General features: G+C 53.7%; 1 rRNA gene. It reads right to left on the bottom strand.

Annotated elements, in window-relative coordinates:
- Window positions 1–23: 23 nt before the first annotated feature.
- Window positions 24–428: ribosomal RNA gene (locus tag SAY88_RS24775) — 16S ribosomal RNA — on the bottom strand; the annotation flags it as partial.

Raw genomic sequence — 428 nt, 5'->3', positions numbered from 1 at the left:
TCGACTAGAGTTAAACTCCATAGAAAGGAGGTGATCCAGCCGCACCTTCCGATACGGCTACCTTGTTACGACTTCACCCCAATCATCTGTCCCACCTTAGGCGGCTGGCTCCAAAAGGTTACCCCACCGACTTCGGGTGTTACAAACTCTCGTGGTGTGACGGGCGGTGTGTACAAGGCCCGGGAACGTATTCACCGCGGCATGCTGATCCGCGATTACTAGCAATTCCGGCTTCATGTAGGCGAGTTGCAGCCTACAATCCGAACTGAGAATGGCTTTATGAGATTGGCTCGACCTCGCGGTTTCGCTGCTCTTTGTACCATCCATTGTAGCACGTGTGTAGCCCAGGTCATAAGGGGCATGATGATTTGACGTCATCCCCACCTTCCTCCGGTTTGTCACCGGCAGTCACCTTAGAGTGCCCAACT

This window comes from Halalkalibacter flavus, assembly GCF_036663575.1.
GTDB lineage: Bacteria > Bacillota > Bacilli > Bacillales > Bacillaceae_D > Halalkalibacter > Halalkalibacter flavus.
This window is presented reverse-complemented; position numbering and strand designations above follow the sequence as displayed.